This is a genomic window from Stenotrophomonas sp. T8 (assembly GCF_051853085.1).
Classification (GTDB): Bacteria; Pseudomonadota; Gammaproteobacteria; order Xanthomonadales; family Xanthomonadaceae; genus Stenotrophomonas; species Stenotrophomonas sepilia.
In genome coordinates this window covers 234,903-254,927 of the sequence record NZ_CP195329.1, presented here as the reverse complement: position 1 = coordinate 254,927, position 20,025 = coordinate 234,903, and the positions used below count along the sequence as shown (strand labels likewise).

The following is a 20,025-nucleotide window of genomic DNA, read 5'->3' as shown; positions in this document are numbered from 1 at the left end:
ACTCTGGGGTTCGTTCGCGGTGCCGCCCAGTCTACTGTCTGGGCGTAAACGGCCTGCGATTGTACGGACTCGCCAATGGAATCTGCTCAATGGCCCTCGAATTCACCCTGAACCACGTTGCTCCGGCCGCCGCCACCGTTGATTGCCTGGTGGTCGGCGCGTATGCCGACCATACCCTGACCCCGGCCGCGCAGGCCCTGGATGCCGCCAGCGGTGGCCGCCTGGCCGCCCTGGCCCAGCGTGGCGATCTGTCCGGCAAGACCGGCGCAACCACCCTGCTGCACGACCTGCCGGGCGTGACCGCCCCGCGCGTGCTGGTGGTCGGCCTCGGTGAAGCCGCCCGTTTCGGCGTGCCGCAGTACCTGAAGGCCGTGGGCGACGCCGTGCGCGCGCTGAAGGCCGGCGCCACCCGCAGCGCGCTGTTCACCCTGTCCGAAGTGGCGGTGAAGGACCGCGACGCGGCCTGGGCGATCCGTCAGGCGGTGATCGCCGCCGATCACGCCGCCTACCGCTATACCGCCACCCTGGGCAAGAAGAAGGCCGACGACGCCGGTCTGACCCAGCTGGCCATCGCCGGTGACGACGCGCAGGCGCTGGCCCAGGGCCAGGCCATCGCCGCCGGTGTCGAGTTCGCCCGCGAGCTGGGCAACCTGCCGCCGAACTACTGCACCCCGGCCTATCTGGCCGACGTGGGCGTGAAGTTCGCCGGCGAGCACGAGGGTGCCGAAGCCGAGGTCCTCGACGAGCACCAGATGGAAGCGCTGGGCATGGGCTCGCTGCTGGCCGTGGCCCGTGGCTCGGCCAACCGCCCGCGCCTGGTCGTGCTGAAGTGGAACAATGGCGGTGACGCCAAGCCGTACGTGCTGGTCGGCAAGGGCATCACCTTCGATACCGGTGGCGTCAACCTGAAGACCCAGGGCGGCATCGAGGAAATGAAGTACGACATGTGCGGTGGCGCCAACGTCATCGGCACCTTCGTCGCTGCGGTCAAGGCCAAGCTGCCGCTGAACCTCGTCGTGGTGGTCCCGGCGGTGGAAAACGCCATTGATGGCAACGCCTATCGTCCGTCGGACGTGATCACCTCGATGTCGGGCAAGACCATCGAAGTCGGCAACACCGACGCCGAAGGCCGCCTGATCCTGTGTGACGCGCTGACCTACGCGCAGCGCTTCGAGCCGGCCGCGCTGGTCGACGTGGCCACCCTGACCGGTGCCTGCATGGTCGCCCTCGGCCACCAGACCGCCGGCCTGATGAGCAAGCACGATGACCTGGCCAACGAGCTGCTGGCCGCCGGCGAGCACGTGTTCGACCGCGCCTGGCGCCTGCCGCTGTGGGACGAGTACCAGCCGATGCTGGATTCGAGCTTCGCCGACGTCTACAACATCGGTGGCCGCTGGGCTGGCGCGATCACCGCCGGCTGCTTCCTGTCGCGCTTCGCCGAAGGCCAGCGCTGGGCCCATCTGGACATCGCCGGCGTGGCCAGCGATGAAGGCAAGCGTGGCATGGCCACCGGCCGCCCGGTCGGCCTGCTGAGCCAGTGGCTGCTGGACCAGGCCGCCCGCGCCTGATGCCGTACCCGACCCTGGCCGGCAGACGCCGGCCGGGGCCTCGCCCGGCACTGCCGGGCCCCTGCCTGACCCGGACCCTGCCATGCCCCGCGCCGACTTCTACCTGATCGCCAAGCCCCGCTTCCTGACCGAGCCGCTGCGCCTGGTCTGTGAGCTGGCGCGCAAGGCCAACGACGCCGGGTTGTTCACCCTGGTGCTGGCCCGTGACCAGGCCCAGGCCGAGGAGCTGGACGAGCTGTTGTGGGCGTTCGACAACGACGCCTACATCCCGCACCAGATCGCCGGCGAAGACATGGACGAGGAAGAGGCCCTGGTACTGATCGCGGTACCCGGCACCGAGGCACCAGCGCGTCCGCTGGTGATCAACCTGCGCGACGAGCCCTGGCTGGGCCAGTGCGAGCGCGTGCTGGAAGTGGTGCCGGCCGATCCGGAAGCGCGCGAACCGCTGCGCGAGCGCTGGCGCCAGTACAAGGCCGCCGGTTACGACCTGAACAAGCATGACATGTGAGCGCGCCCCGGCCCCCTTGATGGGCCGCCGCCGCGCCCTGATCCTTCAACGATTACCTCCTGGTTCCCCCGCATGACCCAACTCGCCTCCAGCTACGACCCGACGTCCTTCGAGACCGACCTCTACGAGGCCTGGGAGAAGGCCGGCCACTTCAAGCCGTCCGGCACGGGCGAGCCGTACACCATCTTGCTGCCGCCGCCGAACGTGACCGGCACCCTGCACATGGGCCACGCCTTCCAGCAGACCCTGATGGACGCGCTGGTGCGCTACCACCGCATGCGCGGCTACGACACGCTGTGGCAGGTCGGTACCGACCACGCCGGCATCGCCACCGAAATGGTGGTCAGCCGCAACCTGGCGCTGGAAGGCAAGGGCGAGACCCGCGATTCGCTGGGCCGCGAAGGCTTCATCGGCAAGGTCTGGGAGTGGAAGCAGCAATCCGGCGACACCATCGAACGCCAGATGCGTCGCCTTGGCACCTCCGCCGACTGGTCGCGCAGCACCTTCACCATGGACCCGCAGCCGTCGGCGGCTGTCAATGAAGCCTTCGTGCGCTGGTACGAGCAGGGCCTGATCTACCGCGGCCAGCGCCTGGTGAACTGGGACCCGGTGCTGAAAACCGCCATTTCCGACCTGGAAGTGGAGAGCGCCGAGGAAGACGGCTTCCTGTGGTCGATCGCCTACACGCTGGACGAAGGCCTGAGCTACGAGCACGTCGAGCGCGATGCCGACGGCGTGGAAACCCTGCGCGAAACCCGCGACTACCTGGTCGTCGCCACCACCCGCCCGGAAACCCTGCTGGGCGATACCGCGGTGATGGTGCACCCGGAAGACGAGCGTTACGCGCACCTGATCGGCAAGAGCGTGGTGCTGCCGCTGACCGGCCGCCGCGTGCCGGTGATCGCCGACGACTACGTGGACCGCGCGTTCGGCACCGGCGTGGTCAAGGTCACCCCGGCGCACGATTTCAACGACTATGAAGTCGGCGTGCGCCACAGCCTGCCGATGATCAACCTGTTCACCCCGGTGGCCGCACTGAACGAGAATGCGCCGGAACGCTTCCAGGGCCTGGACCGCTATGAAGCGCGCAAGGCGGTGCTGGCCGAACTGGAAGACCTGGGCATCCTGGTCGAGACCAAGGCTCACAAGCTGCAGGTGCCGCGCGGCGACCGTACCGGCCAGGTGATCGAGCCGTACCTGACCGACCAGTGGTTCGTGAAGATGGACGACCTGGCCAAGCGTGGCCTGGAACTGGTCGAGGACGGAAGCATTTCCTTCGTGCCGCCGAACTGGATCAACACCTACCGCCACTGGATGAACAACATCCAGGACTGGTGCATCAGCCGCCAGCTGTGGTGGGGCCACCGCATCCCGGCGTGGTTCGATGCCGCCACCGGCAACTGCTACGTCGGTCGCAGCGAAGCGGAAGTGCGCGCCAAGCACAACCTGGGCAGCGACGTGGTGCTGAACCAGGAAAGCGACGTGCTGGAGACCTGGTTCTCCTCGCAGCTGTGGCCGTTCTCCACCCTGGGCTGGCCGAATGAGCAGGCCATGGCCGAGCGCGGCTTCGACCGCTACCTGCCATCGTCGGTGCTGATCACCGGCTTCGACATCATCTTCTTCTGGGTGGCGCGCATGATCATGGCCACCGACAACCTGGTCGGGAAGATCCCGTTCAAGGACGTCTACTTCACCGGCCTGATCCGCGACGGCCAGGGCCAGAAGATGTCCAAGAGCAAGGGCAACGTGCTCGACCCGCTGGACATCATTGACGGCATCACCATCGACGACCTGGTCGCCAAGCGCACCGGCGGCCTGATGCAGCCGAAGATGGTCGAGAAGATCGAGAAGGCCACCCGCAAGGAATTCCCGGACGGCATCGCCGCCCACGGTGCCGACGCGCTGCGCTTCACCATCGCCGCGCTGGCCACCCACGGCCGCGACATCAAGTTCGACATGAACCGCGCCGAGGGCTACAAGAACTTCTGCAACAAGCTGTGGAACGCCAGCCGCTTCGCCCTGATGAACACCGAAGGCGCTGCGTTCATCGGCGCGCCCAAGCCGCGCACCGATGCCGAGCGCTGGATCCTCGCCCGCCTGGCCGCCACCACCGCCGAGGCACAGGGGCATTTCGCCGCGTATCGCTTCGACCTGCTGGCGCAGTGCCTGTACGAGTTTGCGTGGAACGCGTTCTGCGACTGGTTCCTGGAACTGAGCAAGCCGGCCCTGAACGGTGCCGACGCCGCCGATGCCGAAAGCACCCGCCACACCCTGCTGTACGTGCTGGAAGCACTGCTGCGCCTGCTGCACCCGCTGACGCCGTTCATCACCGAACAGCTGTGGCAGCAGCTGGCCCCGCGCCTGGGCCTGGCCGAAACCACGCTGTCGCTGCGCCCCTACCCGACCGCCGCCGAGTTCGAAGGCGATTTCGCCCAGGCCGAGGCCGACGTGGAATGGCTGAAGGCGGTGATCAGCGCGGTGCGTCGCGTGCGCAGTGAGCTGAACGTCGCGCCGTCCAAGCTGGTACCGCTGCGCCTGCAGGCCGGCCTGGAACAGGACCGCGTGCGTATCGAACGCTTCAGCGCTTCGCTGTCGTTCCTGCTGAAGCTGGACAGCATCCAGTGGCTGGCCGAAGGCGAAAGCGCACCGCCGGCGGCCGCCGCGATCGTGGGCGAGCTGAAGCTGCTGGTGCCGCTGGAGGGCCTGGTCGATCTCGATGCCGAGCGCGCGCGCCTGGACAAGGAGATCAAGCGCGTAGAAGGCGAGCAGGAAAAGAGCGAGACCAAGCTGGCCAGGTTCACCGACAAGGTGCCGCCGGCCGTGGTCGAGCAGGAGCGCGTGCGCCTGGCCGACTGGAACACCCAGCTGGCCGGCCTGCGCGAACAGCGCGCGAAGCTGTAACGCCGCGCTCTGGTGCGTGCCAACCAAGGTTGGCACCTACCACGCCGGGAGAGGTTGGCACCCACCCAAGCGAAATGGGAAACGCCGGGCGATGCCCGGCGTTTCCATTTCCCCCGCATGGCATCATCGCCGGATGCCTCTTTCGATCTTCCTGCTGGTTCTCGCCGCTGCGGCACTGCATGCCAGCTGGAATGCGATCGTCAAGCGCGGGCCGGACAAGTTCCTCGGCACCGTGCTGGTCACCGGCAGCGCCGCGCTGCTGTCGGCCGCCGCCCTGCCCTTCCTGCCTTTTCCCGCCGCGCACAGCTGGCCCTGGCTGGGCGCATCGGTGCTGTTGCAGGTGACCTATTACGGGCTGGTCGCACGCTGTTACCAGCAGGTCGACATGAGCCTGGCCTACCCGCTGATGCGTGGCAGCGCGCCGATCCTGGTCGCACTGGCGGGCACCCTGCTCGGTGAACCATTGCCGGCTGCAGCGTGGCTGGGCGTGGTACTGGTGAGCACCGGCATCCTGTGCATGGCAGTGGGTGCGCGTGGCGGCCAACTGCGCCTGCCGCTGCTGACCGCAGCGATGATCGCCACCTACACGCTGGTCGACGCGCAGGGTGCGCGCCAGTCCGGCAGCGCGCTCAGCTACACGTTGTGGTTGTTCCTGCTGTCGGGCATTCCGCTGCCGCTGTGGGCGTTGTACACGCGCGGCGGCGCGGTGCTGGACTATGCCCGGCGGCATTGGCCGCTGGGACTGGCCGGTGGCGTCGGCACCACCGCCTCCTATGCGATGGCATTGTGGGCCATGACCCAGGCGCCGGTGGCAATGATTTCGGCGCTGCGCGAATCCTCGATCCTGTTCGCGCTGCTGATCTCGGTGTTCCTGCTGCGCGAGCGGATTCCGCGCGCGCGCTGGCTGGCGGCGTCGCTCATCGTCGGTGGCGTGCTGGCGTTGCGGCTGGCGTGATGGGCGCGTTGGTAGTGCCGGCCGCTGGCCGGCAACCCGTCTGCGTCACAGCGGCGGCATCGCCTGCAGGTCGCCGTCGACCAGCTCGATGGCCATCACCACTGCATCCTCGCGGCCCTGTGCAGCCGGGTAGTAGCGCGGGCGGCGGCCGATCTCGTTGAAGCCTTCGCTGTGGTACAGCGCCAGCGCCGGCGTATTGGACGGACGCACTTCCAGGAAGACGCGCTGTGCGCCACGGTCGGCTGCCAGCTGCACCAGTGCGCGCAGCAGCTGGCGGCCCAGCCCGCGCGACTGTGCCAGTGGATCGATGCAGATGTTGAGCACGTGCGCTTCATCCGCGGCGATGCTGAGCACGCCATAGCCGACCAGCAGGCCATCACGCTCCATCGCCAGGCCGGGATAACCGGCGCGCAGGCAGTCGATGAAGATGCCGCGGGTCCAGGGAAACGGATAGCCCCGCAGCTCGATCGCCATCACGGCATTGAGGTCGCTCTCGCGCAGCGCACGCAGGCTGACCGGGCCGGGCCGGGTTACCGCGCTCACGGCGTGCCCCGCTTGCGCAGGGCACGCAGCTGCGGCCACAGCGCACGCTTGGCGGCCGGGTCGCGGCGCAGCTGGTCCAGCGGCCAGCTGTCCATCAGCATCTGGGTGGCCGGGTCGTTCGGGTTGCAGCCGGAGGCGCGCAGCAATGCGATCTGCAGGCGATCGGGCAGGCGTACCACCGGCTGGCGTGCGTTGCCGCTGGGCAGCGGGCGCTCAGCCGCCGGCACGGTATCCGGGGCACTGACCGGCGTTTCGCGGCGCGGCGGTGCCGGGCGTTCCGCGCGTACTGCGGTCGCGGGCGCGGTATGGGCGTCGCGCGGCGGCACAGCAGCCCGCACCGGCTCCGGCTCCGGCGGAGCAACACTGGCTTCGGCCACGCTCAACTGCAATGCGGCATCCAGCTCGGCGGCCAGCTGGCCGTCGTGATAGACGGTATAGCCCATGGCCTGCAGCCAGGCCTGCTGGGCCGGTGACCACAGCACGGGCAGGTCCTGGCTCACGCGGCCTCGGGCTTCTTGCGCAGGCGCTGCCCGGCCCACATCACCGGGCCGGACAAGGCGTACAGGATGCCGACCGCGAACAGCACGCGCGGCAGGTCGATGACCGCAATCGCGATCGCCACCGGCACCAGTGCCAGCACCAGGAACGGCACGCGATCCGAACGGGTGCCCTTGGCATCGCCGCCCTTGAAGCTCCAGAAACGGATACGGCTGACCATCAGCAGCGCAGCGATGATCGTCACCGCCAGCGCCACGTAACGCAGCTGGTTGCCATCCCAGCCCAGGTTGCCGTCGGCAAACGCCCAGACGAAGGACATCATCAGGCCCGCTGCGGCCGGGCTGGCCAGGCCGACGAACCAGCGCTTGTCGACCACCGCCACCTGCGTGTTGAAGCGGGCCAGGCGCAGCGCCGCGCAGGCCGCATACAGGAAGGCCACGGCCCAGCCGACGCGGCCGAGCAGCGGATCGTCGAACTTCAGCCACGACAGCGACCAGTGGTACATCACCAGCGCCGGGGCCATGCCGAAGCTGACCAGGTCGGCCAGCGAGTCGTACTGCACGCCGAATTCGCTGCTGGTACCGGTCAGGCGCGCCACGCGCCCGTCCAGGCCATCCATCACCGCCGCCACGAACACGGCGATGCTGGCGTTGACGAAATCCCCGTTGGCCGCGGCGATGATCGCGTAGAAACCGGAGAACAGGCCGGCGGTGGTGAACAGGTTGGGCAACAGGTAAATCGTGCGCGAGCGCGGCGGCGGTGTGATCGGGTCCATGGAATCCAGTTTAATCGACTTGCCAGTGCTCGGCGCCAATGCTGCAATCGGCGTTCTACGCCCATTCCGTGGAGTTTGCCATGCGTGCCCTGTCCTGCCTTGGATGCCTGCTGCTGTTGGCCAGTGCCAACGCCGTGGCCGGTCCCGTGTACAAATGGAAGGACGCCCATGGCGTGACGCAGTACTCGGAGACCCCACCGGCGGGCAAGAAGTACGAGACCCGCGAGCAGGCCCGCACCCCGCAGGCCGCGACCAGCACCGAGACCCCGGCCGCGCCGGTTCCCGAGCAGTGCAGCACGGCCCGGGCCAACCTGGCCCTGCTGGACGGCGGTGGCCAGGTGATGCAGGACACCGATGGTGATGGCAAGGCCGATACCCCGTTGACCCCGGAGCAGCACACCGCACAGAAGGGGTTGGCTGAAGCGGCGATCAAGGCCTACTGCCCAGCACAATGAGGGTATCGGCAGGGCTTGCAGTCCTGCACCGCAGAGGCAACAGCAAGGGCAACAGCCGGCTCTGGGCTTTCTGTGGGTTGGGCGGGGCGGTGTGGGCATGAGCCGCATGGATGCGGCGACCGAGCCTGCATGGACGTATTCACGGCGTCCCCCGCAACCGGACCCACCCCGCCATCCCACGGGAAACCCGCTGTTGCTACGGCTGTTGCTTCTGAGGTTGCCGGCCAGCGGCCGGCACTACGGCGGGCGCAGGGCGCAGCCCTGCCGATACCCCTCCCCCCGGCCGGGCTGGCAGAATAGACGTCTCTGCCGTTATCCGAAGCCGACGATGCGCCTCTCCCAGTTCCACCTGCACACCACCAAGGAAACCCCCAGCGACGCCGAGCTGACCAGCCACCGGCTGATGCTGCGCGCGGGCATGATCCGCAAGCTGGCATCGGGCCTGTACACCTGGTCGCCGCTGGGCCTGCGCGTGCTGCGCAAGGTCGAGCGCATTGTTCGCGAGGAAATGGACCGGGCCGGCGCGGTGGAATTCCAGATCCCGACCATCCAGCCGAAGGAACTGTGGGAGCAGACCGGCCGCTGGCAGAAGTTCGGCCCGCAGCTGCTGAAGATCAAGGACCGCAAGGACCAGGTGTTCTGCTACAGCCCGACCGCCGAAGAAGCCGCCTGCGACTTCGCGCGCAGCGAGCTGTCCAGCTACAAGCAGCTGCCGGTGAACTTCTACCAGATTCAGACCAAGTTCCGCGACGAGATCCGCCCGCGCTTCGGCGTGATGCGCGCGCGCGAGTTCCTGATGAAGGACGCCTATTCGTTCCACCTGCACGATGAGTGCCTGGTACGCGAGTACGAGAACATGAAGTCGGCCTACAGCCGCATTTTCACCCGCCTCGGCCTGGATTTCCGCATGGTGCAGGCGGACTCCGGCGCGATCGGTGGCGATGCTTCGCAGGAGTTCCACGTGATCGCCGATTCCGGCGAAGACGCCCTGGTGTTCTCCACCGGTTCGGACTACGCGGCCAACATGGAGGCGGCGATCGCCGCCGATCCGGCACCGCGTGCGGCCGCCTCCGAAACAATGCGCAAGGTGGATACCCCCACCCAGAAGACCTGCGAGGACGTCGCGGCCCTGCTCGGCATCGACCTGCAGCGCACGGTGAAGTCGGTGGCACTGATCGCCGGCGAAGGCGAGGCACAGCAGTTCGTGCTGGTGCTGGTGCGTGGCGACCATGAGGTCAACGAGATCAAGCTGGCCAAGGTGGCCGGGCTGGACGAGCAGCGCTTCGCCAGCGAGGCGGAAATCGCCGAGTACCTGGGCAGCGTGCCAGGCTTCCTCGGCCCGGTCGCGCCGGCCAAGGCCATCCGCGTGGTCGCCGATCGCGAAGTGGCGGCAATGTCCGACTTCGTCGTCGGCGCCAACGAGGCCGGTTTCCACCTGGCCGGCGTCAACTGGGGCCGCGACCTCCCGGAACCGGAAGTGGCCGACATCCGCAACGTGCGTGCCGGTGATCGTGCCGTGGACGGCGGTGAACTGAAGATCGCCCGTGGCATCGAAGTCGGCCACGTGTTCCAGCTCGGCCGCAAGTACGCCGAAGCGCTGGATGCCACCGTGCTGGATGAAAACGGCAAGGCGGCGGTGATGGCGATGGGTTGCTACGGCATCGGTATCTCGCGCGTGGTGGCTGCCGCGATCGAACAGAACCATGACGATGCCGGCATCATCTGGCCGGACGCGATGGCGCCGTGGCAGGTCGTGGTGTGCGTGATCAACCCGAAGGGCGATGCCGCTGTGGCTGACGCTGCAGCCAATCTGCTGCAGGAGCTGCGCGACGCCGGCCTGGACGCCGCGCTCGACGATCGCGGCCTGCGCCCGGGCGCGATGTTCGCCGACATGGAACTGATCGGCATCCCGCACCGCGTGGTGGTCAGCGAACGCGGCCTGGCCGCCGGCACCTACGAGTACCGCGCGCGCCGCGCCAGCGAGGCGGAGAGCCTGGACAAGGCCACCCTGCTGCAGCGACTGCAGGGCTGACGTGGAAAGACCGGGGCCTGCCCCGGTCTTTTTTTTTTGGCGCGCGGCCTTTCCCTATATTGCAGCGGACATAATCCGGTCAAAATCACCGCGATAGCGTCTGCATGCCGCCACGCCATGACCCGCCTGCATTTGTGCTGTGATTAATTCATCTCTATTCTGTCCGCCGACGCCATGGACTGGCTTGTCCCGTCCACACATTAGTTTCCGGAGTAACCGTAAATGAGCATTGACCTGACCGGCCTGTCAGCACGCGAGCTGGGCGCCCTGATCCGTACCGCCAAGAAGCAGCAGACCATCGTCGCCAAGCGCCGGCCGATCACCAAGGTGCGCGCCCAGCTGACCAAGCTGGCCAAGACCGAGGGCTACACCATCGAGGAACTGTTCGGCGACGCCCCGGCCCCGCGCGCGCGCAAGGTGGCCAAGGTCGCCAAGGCACCGTCGAAGACCGCCGGCCGCAAGCTGGGCAAGGTTGCCCCGAAGTACCGCAACCCGGCCAACCCCAAGGAAACCTGGACCGGCCGTGGCAAGCAGCCGCGCTGGATGGCTGAACTGACCGCCAAGGGCAACAAGAAGCCGGAAGATTTCCTGATCAAGAAGGCCTGAGGCCGGATCGGGGAGCAATAAAAAACGCCGGCGAAAGCCGGCGTTTCCTGTTTGTAGAGCCGCGCCCACGCTCGGCTATCCATATGCAAAGCCGAGCATGGGCTGGCTCTACAGGGTCTTGCGCGCCGGCATCAGCAGGTTGCCGAACAGCAGGCCCGCCACCAGCGCCATCACCACGTTCAGAACGGTGAGGAACACGCTCTGGCCGGCGCCCACGTCCTGCTGCTGGACCAGGGTCAGCACGCCACGCAGGCTGGTGCTGCCGGGCACCATCATGATGATGCCCGGCAGGCGGATGATCGCGCCCGGACGCCCGACCAGGCGTCCGAACAGGTTGCCACCGGCGGTCAGCAGCATTGCCGACAGGAAGATACCGGCCGGTGCGCCCCAGGCGTGGCCGCCGAACTTGGAGATCGCATAACCGGCCACCGAGGCGGCAATCACCCACGGATAATCGCGGCGATTGGCCTTGAACAGCATCGCGAAGGCAAATGCGGCGGTCAGCAGCGAGCCCCATTCCACCCACGGCCCCTGCGGCCGCGCGGCCCGGATCACCGGATCCAGGCCGAGCACATCGGCCAGGGTCACCGCGATCATCGCGCCGACGCTGAGCTTCATGATGGTGGTCAGCGCGCCGGCAAAGCGCGCGGTACCCGATACCCAGTGCTGGCTGGCCAGCTCATTGACCGCATTGGTCAGCGACATGCCGGGCAGCAGCACCACCAGCGAGGCGATGATCACCGTATTGAGGTTGAGCGCACCAATGAACGACGCGACCAGGGTGGCGACCATGCCGGCCAGCAGCGCGGCCAGTGCCTCGGCGGCTTCGCGGGTGGCCGGGCGGCGATCGGTGACCATGCCGAGCAGGCCGATCATCAGGCCGATGACACCGGCGGTGGCGATGTCCAGCCACGGCAGCTTCCACATGCCGGCCACGCCAGCCGCGCCGAGGGTGAACGACAGGATGGTGCGCAGCTTGCCGCGTCGGCCCGGATCCTTGTCCAGCTGGCGCAGCGCAGTGTGGCCCTGGGCGATGCTCATCCGCCCGTTGGACACTTCTTCGGCGATGTGGTCGGCAACGCTGAGCTTGTGCAGGTCGTTCTCACCCGGTGCCAGGCGGATCACGCGGGTGATGTCGCTGGAGCCGATCGCCTGGGCCGGATCGCTGAAGCTGAGGATGATACCGGTGGGATTCGACCACGGTTCACAATCCAGATCGAGCTGGCGGGCCAGGGCAACCACCGCCGTTTCCAGGCGCTGGGCCGTGGTGCCATAGCTGTGCAGGCGTCCGGCGATCTCGGAAACGAAGGCCACGCGCTGTGCGTAGGTGGCCTGGGGTGTGGGGATCGTGTGAGCATCTGCGGACATGCGCCGTAGTATTACCTACGCTGGGGCCCGCCGGAGAAATTCATCCAAGTTCGACGCGAAGCCCGATACAGAACGGTTATGCTGCGACCCGAATGGCCCACGTCACCCCGAACCTCGCTCCCCAGCTCGAACAGGATGCCCACGACCCGGGCCTGATCCGCCTGTCCGGCACCTGGACCTTGAAGACCGCGCTGGCCGCGGCCGAAGTCCTGCGCGGCGTTCCCGACGCGCTGACCGGCATCGATGCCACCGGCATCGAGCAGCTCGATTCGGCCGGCGTGCTGCAGGTGCTGCGCGTGGCCCATCGCGCCGATCTCCACGAAGACGCGCTGCAGTTCCGCCCGGACCACCAGGCGCTGGTGTGCACCATCGAGGAAGTGGCCGATGACCGGCCCAAGGCCAAGCGCGATTTCGGCGTGCTGGCCGCGCTGGAGCGGCTGGGCGTCAGCGTCCACGCCACCGGCCACAACATCAAGGCCCTGTGCAGTTTCCTCGGCGAGAACCTGGTCAAGGCGGCGCGGCTGGTCAAGGAACCCCGCCGCTTCCGGCTGACCGCCACCGTGCATCAGATGGAGCAGGTCGGGCTGGATGCGGTGCCGCTGGTGGCGCTGTTGTCCTACCTGGTGGGTGCGGTGATCGCGTTCCTCGGCTCGACCATCCTGCGCGACTTCGGCGCCGAGATCTACGTGGTCGAGCTGGTCAACATCGCCTTCCTGCGCGAGTTCGCCGTGCTGCTGACCGCGATCGTGCTGGCCGGCCGTACCGCCAGCGCGTTCACCGCGCAGATCGGTGCGATGAAGGCACGCGAGGAGATCGATGCGATGCGTACGCTGGGCCTGGACCCGGTCGACCTGCTGGTGCTGCCACGCTTGCTGGCGCTGCTGGTCACCCTGCCCTTGCTGACCTTCATCGCGATGATCGCCGGCCTGGCCGGCGGCATCACCGTCGGTGCGTTCGACCTCGACATCCCGCCGCAGATGTACATCGCGCGCATGCACGAGACGATGGAAGTGCGGCACCTGCTGGTGGGCCTGTCGAAGGCGCCGGTGTTCGCCCTGGTGATCGGCCTGATCGGCTGCCTGGAAGGGCTGAAGGTGGAAGGCACCGCGCAGTCGGTCGGCGAGCGCACCACTTCCAGCGTGGTGCAGACGATCTCGCTGGTGATCATCATCGACGCCTTCGCAGCGTTGTGGTTCATGCACATGGACTGGTGACATGAGCACATCCGCCCCCCTTGAAACCCTCGACATGCGCGACGACGACGGCCACGAACTGGCCATCCGCGTGCGTGGTCTGGTCAACCGGTTCGGCAGCCAGACCGTGCACGAAGACCTGGATCTGGACGTACGCCGCGGCGAGATCCTGGGCGTGGTCGGCGGCTCCGGCACCGGCAAGTCGGTGCTGATGCGCTCGATCCTCGGCCTGCGTGTGCCGGATGCTGGGCAGATCGAAGTCCTCGGCCGCGATGCGCGTGCCGACGACGCCGAGAGCCGCCTGCACATCGAACGCAATACCGGTGTGCTGTTCCAGGACGGTGCCCTGTTCTCGTCGCTGACCGTGGGTGAGAACGTCCAGGTGCCGTTGAAGGAACACCACCGCGAACTGCCCGAGCGCTGGCACTACGAACTGGCGCTGCTGAAAGTGAAACTGGCCGGCCTGCCCGCCGACGCGATCAACAAGCTGCCCTCGCAGCTCTCCGGCGGCATGCGCAAGCGCGCCGGCCTGGCCCGGGCGCTGGCGCTGGATCCGCCGCTGCTGTTCCTGGACGAACCCACCGCCGGCCTCGACCCGATCGGCGCGGCCGCGTTCGACCGCCTGATCAAGACGCTGCAGGAAGCGCTGGGGCTGACCGTGTTCCTGATCACCCACGACCTGGACACGCTGTACGCCATCTGCGATCGCGTCGCCGTGCTGGCCGACCGCAGGGTGGTGGCCAATGCGCCGCTGCCGGACATCGAGAAACTGGATCATCCGTGGATCCAGGAATACTTCCACGGACCCCGCGCGCGCGCCGCGCGTGGCGAACAGATCGAGAGTGCCTGAGCCATGGAAACCAAAGCCAACTACGTGCTGATCGGCGCGTTCACCCTGATCACCGGCCTGGCCCTGCTGGCCTTCGGCCTGTGGGCGGCCAAGTACTCCTCCGACCGCACCTGGCAGGAGTACCGCGTGGTCTTCCGCGAAGCGGTGACCGGCCTGTCGGTGGGCAGCCCGGTGCAGTACAACGGCATCGCGGTGGGCTCGATCACCGAACTGAACCTGGTGCCCGACGACCCGCGCCAGGTGGTCGCGCGCATCCGCCTGAACTCCAACACGCCGGTCAAGACCGATACCCGCGCCAAGCTGGCGATCACCAGCCTGACCGGCCCGTCGATCATCCAGCTCAGCGGCGGCACGCCGCAGTCGCCGGCGCTGACCACGGTCAACAAGGATCCGGCACCGATCATCCCGACCACGCCCTCGGCGCTGCAGAACATCACCGATGTGGCCAACCGCATCGTCGAGCGCATGGACCAGATCCTCAGCGACCGCAACGTGGCCTCGATCAACGCCACGCTGGCCAACCTGGAGACGATCAGCGGCGGCCTGGCCGACCGCGACCAGGGCACGCAGGCGCTGCTGCTCAGCGCGCGCGATGCCGCCCGCAGCCTGGACACCACGCTGAAGACCACCAACGGCACCATCGAGCGCCTGGACAGGAACCTGGTGCAGCAGCTGCCCGGCATCATCGACAAGCTCGACGCGACCCTGGCCAAGCTCGACTCGGCCGCCGGCAATGCCGATTCGATCCTTGGCGAGAACCGCGCCGCGATCAACAGCTTCGCCAACGATGGCCTCGGCCAGCTGGGCCCGACGCTGACCGAACTGCGCGGCCTGATCCGCGACCTGCGCCGGGTCAGCGACCGTCTCGAGAACAACCCCGCGCGCTACCTGCTGGGCCGCGACGCACCCAAGGAGTTCGAACCCCAATGAGCACGCCCCCCCTTCCGCGCCTGCTGCTGGCCGCTTCGATGGTCGGCCTGCTGGGCGGCTGCTCCATCCTCGGCAGCAGCGAGAAAACTGCGGTGACGCTGTACTCACCGTCCGTGCAGGTCAAGGCGGACCCCGCGTGGCCGCAGGCCAGCTGGCAGCTGGTGCTGGCCAAGCCCAGCGCCGCGCGCATGGTCGACAGCCCGCGCATCAACGTGCGGCCGACGCCCTCGCAGCTGGAGATCTACAAGGGCGCCAGCTGGGCGCAGCCGGCCACCGACATGATCGAGGACACCCTGCTGCGCGGCTTCGAGGATTCCGGCCGCATCCGCGGCGTGGCCCGCAGCACCGCCGGCATCCGCGCCGACTACAAGCTGTCCACCGACGTGCGCCGCTTCGAATCGGATTACCAGGGCCAGGCCACGCCGACCGTGGTGATCGAGGTCAACGCCAAGCTGATCCACGTCGCCGACCAGCGCGTGGTGGCTGACCGCACCTTCCGCCAGGCGCAGCCGGTCGGCAGCACCGACATACCGGCGGTGACCGCGGCCTTCGAGCGCGGCCTGCAGCAGCTGGCGCAGGATGTGGTGGGATGGACGCTGGTGAGCGGGCAGGCCGACCAACCTAACGTCGCGCGCTGATCGATCAGCGCGGCGCAATCCAGCGGAACGTCAGGTTGATCCGTTCACCCTGCACCCGTGCCATCTTCGGAAGCGCGTGCTGGTAGAACCTCTGCGTCTGCCCCGCCATTACCAGCAGATCGCCATGGCCGAGCAGGAATTCAGCCTTGCGCGCCGGATCGTCGCGTCGGCGCAGCAGGAAACGGCGCGCCACACCCAGGCTCAGCGACGCGATCACCGGGGCCGGCCCCAGCTCCGGCTCGTCATCGCTGTGCCAGCCCATGTAGTCGCCGCCGCCGCGATAGCGGTTCAGCAGCACGCTGTTGAAGCGGCCGTAGCCTTCGGCCCGCAGGCGCTCGCGCACGGCCTGCAACACAGGCGGCCACGGATGCGGCACGAACTCGGCACCGGAGTAGCGGTAGCGCGCCTGCGGGTCGCCGATCCAGCAGCTCAGCCGCGGCGAATCCACCCAGTTGCCGAACATCCGGATGCGGTGGATTTCCCAGGGTACTTCGGCCTGCAGCGCAGACAGGAGCCGGTCGGCATCGGCCACAGCCAACCAGCTCGGCAGGTGCTGGACGTCGGCGTCGGGCAGGTCATGTGGGAACAGCATGGACACACGCTAGCACGGCTGCGTTTGCCGTCATGGCCGCCAGCACTGAAAATGGCTCCATGACCGTTGCCCATATGCCGATATCCTCCGATTGCCTGACTTATCGGGGCCACGCCCGATGAGCCTGCGCCAGTCGTTGTTCCCGTTGCTGCGCACCGTGTTCCGGGCCTTGCCGCTGTCACAAGCACAGCGCGACCGCGTGCGCACCCGCTGGCTGGCCCGGCACGGCGACTGGGTGCCCCCGCCACCGAAGGGACAGCAGGACACGGGCGGGTCACGGGCCAGCGCGCAACTGCGCTGGCGCGCCGACGAGGCCGCGATCGGCTACCGCCCGCACCGGAAGGCCGCGCTGCCCGACCCCATGCCCGCTACGCTGGTCGCTTTCTACCTGCCACAGTTCCACACCTTTGCAGAAAACGACGCATGGTGGGGCAAGGGCTTCACCGAATGGCGCAACGTCACCCGTGCGCTGCCGCAGTTCGAAGGCCACATCCAGCCGCGGCTTCCGGCCGATCTGGGTTTCTATGACCTGCGCAACCCGCAGGTGATGCGTGACCAGGCGCAGCTTGCCGCCGAGCACGGCATCGGCGCGTTCTGCTTCTACTTCTACTGGTTCAGCGGCCGCACGCTGATGGAAGACCCGCTGCGCCAGTGGCTGGCCGACGACAGCATCGAGCTGCCGTTCTGCCTGTGCTGGGCGAATGAGAACTGGGCACGGCGCTGGGACGGCCGCGACGACGACATCCTGATCGGCCAGCAACACAGCGCGGAAGATGATCTGGCATTCATCGCTCACGTGGCGCCATACCTGCGTGACCGCCGCGCGCTCAAGGTCGATGGCCGGCCCATGCTGCTGGTCTACCGCCCGAACCTGCTGCCCGATGCACGCGCCACCGCCGAGCGCTGGCGCCGCTGGTGCCGCGACAACGGAGTGGGCGAAATCCACTTGGCCTACGTACAGGGCTTCGAGCGGCCGGATCCCCGCGATATCGGCTTCGATGCCGCCGTCGAATTCCCGCCGAACATGAGCAATCCACGCTCGTTGTCGGCGCAGCAGTGGCTGCTCAATCCCGCCTTCAGCGGGGATGTGCGCGACTGGCGCGAACTGGCAGCCGAGATCGCCACCCGGTCGCTGCCGGCCTATCCCCTTTACCCGGGCGTGAACCCGGGATGGGACAACGAAGCACGTCGTTCCGGCTGCGGTCGCGTTTACCTGCACGCCTCCCCACGCGGCTACCGCGACTGGCTGCGTGCCACGATCCATGAGCGCCTCGCCGCCGTGCCGACGGGCCAGCGGATGGTGTTCATCAACGCCTGGAACGAATGGGCCGAAGGCGCGGTCCTGGAACCGGATGCGCGACTCGGCCACGCCTGGCTGCAGGCCACGCGGGACGCGTTGGTACCGGCTCCGGCGCGGCAGCGCCCAGCCCGGCCCTGCGTGGTTATCCATGCCTGGTACCCGGACGTATTCGCTGAGTTGCTCCGCAAGGTGCAGGCCACCGGCCTGCAGTGGCGGGTCGTGGTCACCACCCCCCACGAGCGGCATGCGGAAATCCAGCAGGTGCTGGCAGCCAGCGGGGTCGAGGCCGAAATCCATTCCTTCGCCAACCATGGCCGCGACATCCTTCCGTTCCTGCAGCTCGCCGAAGCGCTGCTGGAAGACGGCGAGGACATCGTGCTGAAGCTGCATACCAAGCGCTCCACGCATCGCAACGACGGCGACCAATGGCGCAACGAACTGGTTGATCGCCTGCTGGCGCCCGAACGCGCGGCACTCATCGTCGAAGCGTTCGATGCAGATCCTGGCCTGGGCCTTGTCCCCCCCGAAGGGCATGTGCAGCGGCTGGACTACTTCTGGGGTGCCAACGAACGCAACGTGCAAGGCCTGCTCAGCCGTTTCGGGCTTCCGCAGGCCGATACTGACAACGACACCTTCATCGCCGGCAGCATGTTCTGGGTTCGCCTTGAAGCGTTGCGACCAATGCTCGACGCGCACCTGCAGCCTTCGCTGTTCGATGAAGAAGCCGGTCAGGTTGATGGCACGCTTGCCCATGCCATCGAACGAACCTTTACCTTGGTCGCGCGCTACGCAGGGTATCGCCAGCAAGATGCGGCGGACCTGCTGGGCATCCCCCATCAAGAGGACACGCCTTACGCCTACGCCCGGCGCAGCTGAGCGCAAAGGGGGCGGTACGCCCCCACCCGCACGTTGATCAGTCGCGCCGGAACGCGACGCCGGTCTTTTCCTTCAACTCGTCATCGCTGACACCCGGCGCGGCCTCCACCAGCCGCAGGCCCTTGTCAGTCACGTCGAACACGGCCAGATCGGTGATGATGCGGTCGACCACGCCAACACCCGTCAACGGCAGCGTGCATTCGCCCAGGATCTTGTGCTCGCCGTTCTTGGCGGTGTGCTCCATCAGCACCACCACGCGCTGCACGCCAGCGACCAGGTCCATCGCACCGCCCATGCCCTTGACCATCTTGCCGGGCACCATCCAGTTGGCCAGATCGCCCTTGTCGGTCACCTGCATCGCACCGAGGATGGCCAGGTTGACGTGGCCACCGCGGATCATCGCGAAGCTGTCGTGGCTGCCGAAGTAGCTGGCGCCCGCACGTGCGGTGACGGTCTGCTTGCCGGCATTGATCAGGTCAGCGTCGACTTCAGCGTCGGTCGGGAACGGGCCGATGCCGAGCAGGCCGTTTTCCGACTGCAACCATACATCCACGCCTTCGGGAATGTGGTTGGCGACCAGGGTCGGCAGGCCGATGCCCAGGTTCACGTAGGCGCCATCGGTCAGTTCCTGGGCGGCACGGGCCGCCATTTCATCGCGGGTCCACGCCATGTCAGTTGCCCTCCGCGCGGATGGTGCGCTGTTCGATTCGCTTCTCAGGATGCGGGTTGTGCACGATGCGGTGCACGTAGATGCCTGGCAGGTGCACCTGGTCCGGGTCGATGGCGCCGACCGGCACCACCTCTTCCACTTCCACGATGCAGACCTTGCCGGCCATCGCGCAGGCCGGGTTGAAGTTGCGCGCGGTTTTGCGGAACACCAGGTTGCCAGCCTCGTCGGCCTTCCAGGCCTTGACCAGCGCCACGTCGGCGCGCAACGCGGTCTCCATCACGTAGTGCTTGCCATCGAACGCGCGGGTTTCCTTGCCCTCGGCCACCACCGTGCCGTAGCCGGTGGCAGTGAAGAACGCCGGAATACCTGCGCCACCCGCACGCAGCCGCTCGGCCAGGGTGCCCTGCGGGTTGAACTCCAGTTCCAGCTCGCCAGCCAGGAACTGCCGTTCGAACTCCTTGTTCTCGCCCACGTAGGACGAAATCATCTTCTTGATCTGCCGCGTTTCCAGCAGCTGGCCCAGGCCGAAGCCATCGACCCCGGCATTGTTGGAGATCACGGTCAGGCCTTTGGCGCCGCTGTCGCGCAGCGCAGCGATCAGCGCCTCGGGAATGCCACACAAGCCAAAGCCACCCACGGCCAGGGTCTGGCCATCGGCGACCACCCCCTGCAGGGCCTCCGCCGCACTGGCGTAGCGCTTGCCGCGCTTTCCGCCGGAAGTCGATTGCTGCATTGCTGTACTACCCTGCACGTTGAGGATGACGGCA

Annotated in this window: 19 protein-coding genes; 12 read left to right on the top strand and 7 right to left on the bottom strand. The window is 67.6% G+C overall.

Going from position 1 to position 20,025, the window contains the following annotated elements:
• Positions 1–89: 89 nt before the first annotated feature.
• The 4 genes from ACSDHM_RS01180 to ACSDHM_RS01165 all read left to right on the top strand — a co-directional run bounded on the left by ACSDHM_RS01180 (position 90) and on the right by ACSDHM_RS01165 (position 5,932).
• Complete coding sequence (locus tag ACSDHM_RS01180) at positions 90–1,568, top strand: leucyl aminopeptidase (protein ID WP_439426580.1); 1,479 nt, start codon at positions 90–92, stop codon at positions 1,566–1,568.
• 82 nt (positions 1,569–1,650) lie between these two features.
• The gene (locus ACSDHM_RS01175) at positions 1,651–2,076 is read left to right on the top strand and encodes a DNA polymerase III subunit chi (RefSeq protein WP_005415211.1); all 426 of its coding nucleotides are present in this window, start codon (positions 1,651–1,653) and stop codon (positions 2,074–2,076) included.
• A 72-nt stretch (positions 2,077–2,148) separates the two neighbouring features.
• A complete protein-coding gene (locus tag ACSDHM_RS01170; protein WP_439426579.1) occupies positions 2,149–4,977 on the top strand; it encodes a valine--tRNA ligase in 2,829 nt (942 codons plus the stop codon).
• A 133-nt stretch (positions 4,978–5,110) separates the two neighbouring features.
• On the top strand, positions 5,111–5,932 hold the full coding sequence (locus ACSDHM_RS01165; RefSeq protein WP_134709453.1) for an EamA family transporter: 822 nt from the start codon (positions 5,111–5,113) through the stop codon (positions 5,930–5,932).
• A gap of 45 nt (positions 5,933–5,977) precedes the next feature.
• On the opposite strand, the gene rimI is transcribed toward ACSDHM_RS01165, so the two are convergent.
• The 3 genes from rimI to pssA are packed head-to-tail and all read right to left on the bottom strand — an operon-like array spanning position 5,978 to position 7,748.
• Positions 5,978–6,475: a ribosomal protein S18-alanine N-acetyltransferase gene (gene rimI / locus ACSDHM_RS01160; RefSeq protein WP_049465109.1), complete on the bottom strand. Its 498-nt coding sequence runs from the start codon at positions 6,473–6,475 to the stop codon at positions 5,978–5,980.
• Positions 6,472–6,975, bottom strand: a complete 504-nt coding sequence (locus ACSDHM_RS01155; RefSeq protein ID WP_072168871.1) for a hypothetical protein — start codon at positions 6,973–6,975, stop codon at positions 6,472–6,474. Before ACSDHM_RS01155 ends, rimI begins: the two co-directional genes overlap by 4 nt.
• Positions 6,972–7,748, bottom strand: coding sequence for a CDP-diacylglycerol--serine O-phosphatidyltransferase (pssA, locus tag ACSDHM_RS01150; RefSeq protein ID WP_111200804.1), 777 nt, complete (start codon positions 7,746–7,748; stop codon positions 6,972–6,974). The genes ACSDHM_RS01155 and pssA overlap by 4 nt, the downstream gene beginning before the upstream one ends.
• Positions 7,749–7,828: 80 nt before the next feature.
• Here pssA and ACSDHM_RS01145 point away from each other — a divergent pair, with 80 nt between their 5' ends.
• The 3 genes from ACSDHM_RS01145 to ACSDHM_RS01135 all read left to right on the top strand — a co-directional run bounded on the left by ACSDHM_RS01145 (position 7,829) and on the right by ACSDHM_RS01135 (position 10,841).
• Positions 7,829–8,203 (top strand): DUF4124 domain-containing protein, encoded by a 375-nt coding sequence (locus ACSDHM_RS01145; protein WP_072168890.1) that lies wholly within the window; start codon positions 7,829–7,831, stop codon positions 8,201–8,203.
• Between the two features lie 328 nt (positions 8,204–8,531).
• Positions 8,532–10,235, top strand: a complete 1,704-nt coding sequence (locus ACSDHM_RS01140; RefSeq protein ID WP_154350209.1) for a proline--tRNA ligase — start codon at positions 8,532–8,534, stop codon at positions 10,233–10,235.
• A gap of 222 nt (positions 10,236–10,457) precedes the next feature.
• Positions 10,458–10,841: an H-NS histone family protein gene (locus tag ACSDHM_RS01135; RefSeq protein WP_005415203.1), complete on the top strand. Its 384-nt coding sequence runs from the start codon at positions 10,458–10,460 to the stop codon at positions 10,839–10,841.
• A 108-nt stretch (positions 10,842–10,949) separates the two neighbouring features.
• On the opposite strand, the gene ACSDHM_RS01130 is transcribed toward ACSDHM_RS01135, so the two are convergent.
• A complete protein-coding gene (locus ACSDHM_RS01130; RefSeq protein WP_046428410.1) occupies positions 10,950–12,209 on the bottom strand; it encodes a threonine/serine ThrE exporter family protein in 1,260 nt (419 codons plus the stop codon).
• Between the two features lie 92 nt (positions 12,210–12,301).
• Here ACSDHM_RS01130 and ACSDHM_RS01125 point away from each other — a divergent pair, with 92 nt between their 5' ends.
• From ACSDHM_RS01125 to ACSDHM_RS01110, 4 genes are read left to right on the top strand one after another with little or no spacing between them, the layout of a single operon-like run.
• On the top strand, positions 12,302–13,423 hold the full coding sequence (locus ACSDHM_RS01125; protein WP_065179137.1) for an MlaE family ABC transporter permease: 1,122 nt from the start codon (positions 12,302–12,304) through the stop codon (positions 13,421–13,423).
• Between the two features lies 1 nt (position 13,424).
• Positions 13,425–14,252, top strand: a complete 828-nt coding sequence (locus ACSDHM_RS01120) for an ABC transporter ATP-binding protein (RefSeq protein WP_227837902.1) — start codon at positions 13,425–13,427, stop codon at positions 14,250–14,252.
• 3 nt (positions 14,253–14,255) lie between these two features.
• Positions 14,256–15,182: an MlaD family protein gene (locus ACSDHM_RS01115; RefSeq protein ID WP_088496891.1), complete on the top strand. Its 927-nt coding sequence runs from the start codon at positions 14,256–14,258 to the stop codon at positions 15,180–15,182.
• Positions 15,179–15,820 (top strand): ABC-type transport auxiliary lipoprotein family protein, encoded by a 642-nt coding sequence (locus ACSDHM_RS01110; RefSeq protein WP_438915135.1) that lies wholly within the window; start codon positions 15,179–15,181, stop codon positions 15,818–15,820. The genes ACSDHM_RS01115 and ACSDHM_RS01110 overlap by 4 nt, the downstream gene beginning before the upstream one ends.
• A gap of 4 nt (positions 15,821–15,824) precedes the next feature.
• Here ACSDHM_RS01110 and ACSDHM_RS01105 read toward each other — a convergent pair whose 3' ends face one another.
• A complete protein-coding gene (locus ACSDHM_RS01105; RefSeq protein WP_439426578.1) occupies positions 15,825–16,412 on the bottom strand; it encodes an alpha-ketoglutarate-dependent dioxygenase AlkB family protein in 588 nt (195 codons plus the stop codon).
• Positions 16,413–16,530: 118 nt separating this feature from the next.
• Here ACSDHM_RS01105 and ACSDHM_RS01100 point away from each other — a divergent pair, with 118 nt between their 5' ends.
• Positions 16,531–18,588 (top strand): glycoside hydrolase family 99-like domain-containing protein, encoded by a 2,058-nt coding sequence (locus ACSDHM_RS01100; RefSeq protein WP_438915133.1) that lies wholly within the window; start codon positions 16,531–16,533, stop codon positions 18,586–18,588.
• Between the two features lie 37 nt (positions 18,589–18,625).
• Here the strand turns inward: ACSDHM_RS01100 and ACSDHM_RS01095 are convergent, their stop codons facing one another.
• Together ACSDHM_RS01095 and ACSDHM_RS01090 are read right to left on the bottom strand one after the other, a co-directional pair.
• A complete protein-coding gene (locus ACSDHM_RS01095) occupies positions 18,626–19,258 on the bottom strand; it encodes a CoA transferase subunit B (protein WP_438915132.1) in 633 nt (210 codons plus the stop codon).
• A 1-nt stretch (position 19,259) separates the two neighbouring features.
• The gene (locus ACSDHM_RS01090; RefSeq protein WP_069139451.1) at positions 19,260–19,991 is read right to left on the bottom strand and encodes a CoA transferase subunit A; all 732 of its coding nucleotides are present in this window, start codon (positions 19,989–19,991) and stop codon (positions 19,260–19,262) included.
• Positions 19,992–20,025: the final 34 nt, after the last annotated feature.